The organism is Cobetia sp., from assembly GCF_983723665.1.
On sequence record NZ_CFDJES010000004.1, the window covers coordinates 3,571 to 10,027 of the forward strand.

Genomic DNA, 6,457 nt, shown 5'->3' on the forward strand with positions numbered 1-6,457 from the left:
AATGTAGTCCTGTGCCCTCGCATGCACCCAATGGCCAGCTAGGCATTGTGTGGCCATGGAGCGACACTGGGTCGACGCCAAGCGTTTATTGAACGATGACGCGCTGATAGAGCCTATCTCGCCCGTGCATCCAGCCTACGAACTCCTGCGTATGATCCAACGAATACGCCATCGTCGGAGCCTGCCGCCATGAACCAGCAGCCACCCCCAGCATCACGGACGTCCGCCAGCCGGGACTCCCTGTCGAGCACATGCACGCACCTGACGCGCGCTCCCTGGCTGAGCATCGTGATGCCGGTGCATGACGAGGCAGCCGGCATCGTGCAAACCCTGATTGCCCTGAGTCGCCTGCGCGCGGGCGGGGACTGTGAAGTGATCGTGGTGGATGGTGGCTCGACGGATGGCACCCCCTCACTGGCCCGACCGCTGTGTGATGCCGTGCTGAGCAGTGAGCCGGGCCGGGCACGCCAGATGAATGCCGGAGCCGCGCGTGCACGCGGAGAATGGCTGCTGTTTCTGCATGCCGATACCGACTTGCCCGACAATGCGCTGGCATTGCTCAAGGAGGCCATCACGACGCATCGCCGCAGCGACTGGGGCCGCTTCGATGTCAGCATCAAGGGCGAGTCGCCGTGGTTACCGATGATCGCCGCCATGATGAATCTGCGCTCGCGGCTGACCAGCATCAGCACGGGCGACCAGACCCAGTTCGTGAAGCGCTCGACCTTCGAGGCCATCGGCGGCTTTGCCGACATGCCACTGATGGAAGATATCTGGCTGAGTGCCCAGCTCAAGCATCTGACTCCGCCAATGAACCTGGCGGCGCGCGTCACGACCAGCGGTCGACGCTGGGAGACCCACGGCGTCTGGCGCACCATCGTCAAGATGTGGGGACTGCGGCTGGCGGCCTGGTGTGGCGTCTCCCCTGCACGCCTGGCACGCCTTTACGGCTATCGCGCCGCGGCGCAGGCCTGTGAGCAGCGCGGCATGCCACATGCGTGATGCGGTGTTGCCTACCTTGCCCACCGCTGATGCCGCGTCAGAGGTGCGCCCGACTCTCATCATCTTCGGTCGCCTGCCCATCGCCGGCCACTGCAAGACACGCCTGATCCCCGCACTCGGCCCCGAGGGCGCAGCTCGACTCTATGCGCGGATGCTGAGCCATATCGTTGACCACGCCTGCGCCGCGCGCCTCGGCAAGGTCGTGGTGATGCTGACGCCCTCTGCCGAGCCGTCGAGTCAGGCACCTGAACAGGCGGCTCTGCGGGCAGCGCTGGAAGCCCGGCTGCGAAGCGTTGTCGATGCCACTGCCGACCTCACCTTCGAGGCACAGCCGCAGGGGGAGCTCGGTGAGCGAATGTCCCGGGCCATGGCCCGACATCTGCCCGAGGGGCCGGTGTTGCTGATGGGCTCCGACCTGCCAGCGCTGGATAGCCAGCGGCTGCGCGAGGCAGCCCACAGACTGCGCACTCACGACGCGGTGCTGCAGCCCACCGACGATGGTGGCTATGGCTTGATCGGCCTCAAGGCGCCCTGCCCGCAAGCCTTCCTGCTGCCCCACTGGAGCCATGCCCATGTCTGCCGGGACACTCTGGCGCTGCTGGCCCGGGCGGGGAGAACGGCCGCTTGCCTGCCGACCAGCTGGGATGTCGATGAGCCGCGTGACCTTGCGCGACTGTCGCGCCACCTGCCGGCACTCATGGCCGACCTTGCCGCTTGAGACTTTCCATAAATAAGCCCGCTTGAGGCTCATCACAGGTTCGGCATGCCTCCCAAAGTCGTATGCATTTTTGCTCACACTGCCCTTCTTCTGCGCCTCAGGGCTGTTACACTCGCTGCATCGTGACTCATATGTCACAGCTTGACGGGGTGCCGGTAAGACCGGCTGAGATGTCATGCGCAGGCAACGTCCTTGCGTGAATGACGATCCCGCCGAACCTGATCCGGCTAGTACCGGCGTAGGGATCAAGCGCGAAGCGATGCCACTCGATATCGTCACCACTTTCTCACGGTGACTGTCGGCACCTCCCCCGCTTTTCCCCTGCTCCTGTTCCGGTACTGGCCACGCTTGCGCCAGAGACCTGCCGCCCCATCACGGGTCGTCAGCACGCTCACCGAGGGATGCGTCATGCCTAGTTTCAACGACCTGACCAGTGCCTGCGCCGAGGAATGGCGTGACTATCTCGAGCACGACTTCGTTCGCCAGCTGGGCGAAGGTCGTCTGCCGGAGGAGTCCTTCCGCCATTACCTGCAGCAGGACTACCTGTTCCTGATCCACTTCGCGCGTGCCTGGGCGCTGGCCGCCTACAAGAGCCGCACCCTCGCGGAGCTGCGTCAGGCCACGGCCAGTCTCGACACCATCCTCAATACCGAGCTCGATCTGCATATCGGCTACTGCAGCGAGTGGGGCATCAGCGAGGATGACCTGAGCGAGCTGCCGGAATCCCGCGCCACCCTGGCCTATACCCGTTACGTGCTCGATTGCGGCCAGCGCGGCGACCTGCTCGATCTGCACGTGGCGCTCGCGCCCTGCCTGATCGGCTACGGCGAGATCGCCGAGTGGCTGCTCGATCAGGACACCACCGAGATCGAGAACAACCCATACGCGGACTGGATCGCGATGTACTCAAGCGATGACTTCAAGGAAGCCGTCGAAGCCGAACGTGAATGGCTGGATGCGCGTCTCTCGGAAGTCTCGGAGCGCCGACTGGGTGAGCTGGTCGATGTCTTCCGGGACGCCACGCGACTCGAGATCGACTTCTGGCAGATGGGCCTCGATCGCGCTTGAGTCATCACAGACTGACGTCCCGGCACTCGCCATGAGCCGCTCGGGATGACGCCATCCCCATGGATGGCACGACTGACAGGCCAACAGAGCCTGGATGCGAGAATGCTCCCCGTGGCAAGCCTGACGCTTCGGGCAACACCCTCGCATTGAAATCTGCACACGCTTGACGGGGTGCCGGTGGAACCGGCTGAGATCCTGCATGCATGCTTCGCCGCCCTGACGCGCGAGCTTGCCAGCAAGGGGTCCCGTGGAACCTGAACCGGTTAGGACCGGCGTAGGAATCAAGCTGATGGCCAGCCGCTGCGCGCGGCCGCCTCGCTCCCGGGCCACCTGCTGGCAAGGAGTCGGCGACGACCATCCTCTCCCTGCGCACGGTCTTCCCATGATGACGTCAGCCGTGACGTCGCCCTTTGAGGAGACCTGCATGAGCACTGCCCCGACGACACAAGACCCGCAAGCCACCAACGCCGCCGAGTCACCGCTCGCCTCGCAGCCTGAGGCTGCCCCCAAGGCACGTGCGCGTGCCGGTCGCAAGGATGGCAGCCGCCATCTCGCCAGCGAAGCACAGGTCGACGCCGCCGCCATCGCACCGCTGAGCGGCTCGCGCAAGATCTATATCGAAGGCTCCCGCCCGGACATCCGCGTGCCCATGCGCGAGATCGGCTGCTCGCCGACCCAGACCTCCAGCGGCCTGGAAGAGAACCCGCCGATCGTCGTCTACGATACCTCCGGCCCCTACACCGATCCGGCGGTCGAGATCGACATCCGCCGGGGCCTGGCGCCGCTGCGCGAGAAGTGGATCGAGGAACGCGGTGATACCGAACAGCTCAATCAGCTGAGCAGTGAATATGGCCGCGTGCGCCAGGCCGACCTGCGCCTGTCGTCCCTGCGCTTCGAGCTGGACCACCGCCCGCGTCGTGCCCTGCCGGGCAAGAATGTCACCCAGCTGCACTACGCGCGCCAGGGCATCATCACCCCGGAGATGGAATACATCGCGATTCGCGAGAATCAGCGTCGTATCGCGCTGCGTGAGGAATATCAGGGCAGCGAAGCCGTCGAGAGCATTCTGGGCCACCAGCATCCGGGCCACAGCTTCGGCGCCAACCTGCCCGACGAGATCACCGCCGAATTCGTGCGTGAGGAAGTCGCCCGCGGCCGCGCCATCATTCCCGCCAACATCAATCACCCGGAAAGCGAGCCGATGATCATCGGCCGCAACTTCCTGGTGAAGGTCAACGGCAACCTGGGCAACTCGGCGGTCACCTCCTCCATCGAGGAAGAGGTCGACAAGATGACCTGGGCGATCCGCTGGGGTTCCGACACCGTGATGGATCTCTCGACCGGCGCCAACATCCACGAGACCCGTGAATGGATTCTGCGCAACTCTCCCGTGCCCATCGGCACGGTGCCGATCTATCAGGCGCTGGAGAAGGTCGATGGCGTGGCCGAGAACCTCGATTGGGAGATCTTCCGCGACACGCTGATCGAGCAGGCCGAGCAAGGCGTCGACTACTTCACCATCCACGCCGGCGTCCTGCTGCGCTATGTGCCGCTGACCGCCAGCCGCGTGACCGGCATCGTCTCGCGCGGCGGCTCGATCATGGCCAAGTGGTGTCTGGCGCATCACGAGGAAAGCTTCCTCTATCGCCACTTCGAGGACATCTGCGAGATCTGCAAGGCCTACGACATCAGCCTGTCACTGGGCGATGGCCTGCGCCCGGGCTCGGTGGCCGATGCCAATGACGCCGCCCAGTTCGGTGAGCTCGAGACGCTTGGCGAGCTGACCAAGATCGCCTGGCAGCACGATGTCCAGGTCATGATCGAGGGCCCGGGTCACGTGCCGATGCACCTGATCAAGGAGAACATGGACAAGCAGCTCAGCGAGTGTGACGAGGCGCCCTTCTACACCCTCGGCCCGCTGACCACCGACATCGCCCCGGGCTACGACCACATCACCTCCGGCATCGGTGCCGCGATGATCGGCTGGTTCGGCTGCGCCATGCTCTGCTACGTGACCCCCAAGGAGCACCTGGGCTTGCCCAACAAGGACGACGTCAAGACCGGCATCATCACCTACAAGATCGCCGCGCATGCCGCCGATCTGGCCAAGGGCCACCCGGGCGCGCAACGCCGTGACAATGCGCTCTCCAAGGCACGCTTCGAGTTCCGCTGGGAAGACCAGTTCAATCTGGGCCTGGACCCGGACACCGCGCGCAGCTTCCACGACGAGACGCTGCCCAAGGACTCGGCCAAGGTCGCCCACTTCTGCTCCATGTGCGGGCCGAAGTTCTGCTCGATGAAGATCACCCAGGAAGTGCGCGATTACGCCAATGAGCATGGTCTGACCGGCGATGCCGACAGCGTGATGGCCGGCATGCAGGAGCAGGCCGACAAGTTCAAGCGTGAAGGCAGCCAGCTCTATCAGGAGGTCTAGCCAAGTGCCTGACGCACAGGAAGGCTGACATTCCGAGCGACACAAAAAACGCCCCGACCAGTGATGGTCGGGGCGTTTTCGTCACATCCTGCCACACGCTCATGACATCTCATGAGCGTGACAGAAGGCTCACGTGCGGCTGGTGACTTCCAGCAGGTGATAACCGAACTGGGTCTTCACCGGGCCCTGCACGGTGTTGATCGGGGCGCTGAACACGACTTCGTCGAATTCCTTGACCATCATGCCCGGGCCGAAGGCACCCAGGTCGCCGCCACTGCGGCCGGACGGGCAGGAGGAGTGCTCGCGAGCGGCATCAGCGAAATCGCGGCCGTTCTCGATTTCGGTCTTGAGAGCTGCACACTGTTCTTCGCTGGAAACGAGAATATGACGCGCTGTGGCCTGTGCCATGTCTATCACCTGTCACTGATCGAATAAATGCCGCCGGCAATCACCGGCGGCGTGGCAGGTCATTGTGGCCCAAGGCAGCGCTCGCCGCTAGCGTCGCGCGCCTCCCCACCTGCTCAGCGATATCCCAGACACGCGAACGCCCACCCGGAAGACCGGATGGGCGTTGGGGACGCTCGCCTGAGAGCGTCGGCAGCAGTCGCTTACTTGGCGACTTTCTGCATGGCCTCGGAGGCGGACTTGGCGTTGCTTTCTGCCAGTTCCTGACCTTTCTTGGCGTATTCCTGGTTCAGCTCGACCACTTTCTGGGTGTCGTTCTGCAGCTTCTCGCCCAGAGTCTTGACGGTTTCCTGCTGCTCCTTGACGAAGTTCTTCAGACCTTCGCTGTCCTTGATCTCGAGCATGGAACGCGCCTGGGTCAGGGAAGCATCAGCATAGGACTTGGTCAGTTCCATCTGTGCGCCGATCAGCTTCTCGCTGTAATCGATGCTCAGGGCGCTGAACGCACGCAGCGGAGACAGGAACATATCGTCGAACTGCTGAGCGGACTTCTCGAAGTTGGCATTGAACATGTAGGCACCCTCCAGGGTATTGGCATCACGCTGAAATGAACCGGAGCGTTGCTCCGTTCGGTTATCAGGACTGAACCGGGCTGGTGCACCGTAGTGACCGAGCCATCATTATCAAGCCGTCACTATCGAGCCGTCGCGGTCAGATAGTGCTATCGACCAGGTTCCATCCTCGCTGCAACGCAGCATAAGACAGTCTTTGTTGCACTGCAACATCAAAAACATCGCAACGACTGATCTGTACGCCCTGGTTGATGCAGT

6 protein-coding genes and 2 riboswitches are annotated in these 6,457 nt (G+C 63.5%); of the genes, 4 read left to right on the forward strand and 2 right to left on the reverse strand.

The features are described from left to right. Positions 1 to 291 precede the first annotated feature (291 nt). The 4 genes from AC4FAH_RS00935 (at position 292) to thiC (ending at position 5,222) form a co-directional block, all read left to right on the forward strand. Positions 292 to 1,002 carry a TIGR04283 family arsenosugar biosynthesis glycosyltransferase gene (locus AC4FAH_RS00935; protein WP_490245556.1) on the forward strand — a complete coding sequence of 237 codons (711 nt, stop codon included), beginning with the start codon at positions 292 to 294 and terminating at the stop codon, positions 1,000 to 1,002. Positions 1,003 to 1,009: 7 nt separating this feature from the next. Next, positions 1,010 to 1,720 carry a TIGR04282 family arsenosugar biosynthesis glycosyltransferase gene (locus tag AC4FAH_RS00940; RefSeq protein ID WP_483417101.1) on the forward strand — a complete coding sequence of 237 codons (711 nt, stop codon included), beginning with the start codon at positions 1,010 to 1,012 and terminating at the stop codon, positions 1,718 to 1,720. A gap of 135 nt (positions 1,721 to 1,855) precedes the next feature. Continuing rightward, a riboswitch (TPP riboswitch) is annotated at positions 1,856 to 1,982 on the forward strand. A 146-nt stretch (positions 1,983 to 2,128) separates the two neighbouring features. After that, complete coding sequence (gene tenA / locus AC4FAH_RS00945; RefSeq protein WP_043331406.1) at positions 2,129 to 2,788, forward strand: thiaminase II; 660 nt, start codon at positions 2,129 to 2,131, stop codon at positions 2,786 to 2,788. A gap of 157 nt (positions 2,789 to 2,945) precedes the next feature. Continuing rightward, positions 2,946 to 3,086: riboswitch (TPP riboswitch) on the forward strand. 126 nt (positions 3,087 to 3,212) lie between these two features. Further along, positions 3,213 to 5,222, forward strand: coding sequence for a phosphomethylpyrimidine synthase ThiC (thiC, locus tag AC4FAH_RS00950; protein ID WP_084589207.1), 2,010 nt, complete (start codon positions 3,213 to 3,215; stop codon positions 5,220 to 5,222). Positions 5,223 to 5,351: 129 nt separating this feature from the next. Here the strand turns inward: thiC and AC4FAH_RS00955 are convergent, their stop codons facing one another. Then, positions 5,352 to 5,630, reverse strand: a complete 279-nt coding sequence (locus AC4FAH_RS00955; RefSeq protein ID WP_043331408.1) for a peptidylprolyl isomerase — start codon at positions 5,628 to 5,630, stop codon at positions 5,352 to 5,354. Positions 5,631 to 5,830: 200 nt separating this feature from the next. Further along, positions 5,831 to 6,199 (reverse strand): phasin family protein, encoded by a 369-nt coding sequence (locus AC4FAH_RS00960; protein ID WP_043331409.1) that lies wholly within the window; start codon positions 6,197 to 6,199, stop codon positions 5,831 to 5,833. Positions 6,200 to 6,457 lie beyond the last annotated feature (258 nt).

Bases quoted from the DNA above. Each gene is read 5' to 3' on its own strand.
- thiC (WP_084589207.1), top strand. From the start codon at position 3,213: ATGAGCACTGCCCCGACGACACAAGACCCGCAAGCCACCAACGCCGCC.
- AC4FAH_RS00955 (WP_043331408.1), bottom strand. From the start codon at position 5,630: ATGGCACAGGCCACAGCGCGTCATATTCTCGTTTCCAGCGAAGAACAG.
- AC4FAH_RS00960 (WP_043331409.1), bottom strand. From the start codon at position 6,199: ATGTTCAATGCCAACTTCGAGAAGTCCGCTCAGCAGTTCGACGATATG.
- tenA (WP_043331406.1), top strand. From the start codon at position 2,129: ATGCCTAGTTTCAACGACCTGACCAGTGCCTGCGCCGAGGAATGGCGT.
- AC4FAH_RS00935 (WP_490245556.1), top strand. From the start codon at position 292: ATGCCGGTGCATGACGAGGCAGCCGGCATCGTGCAAACCCTGATTGCC.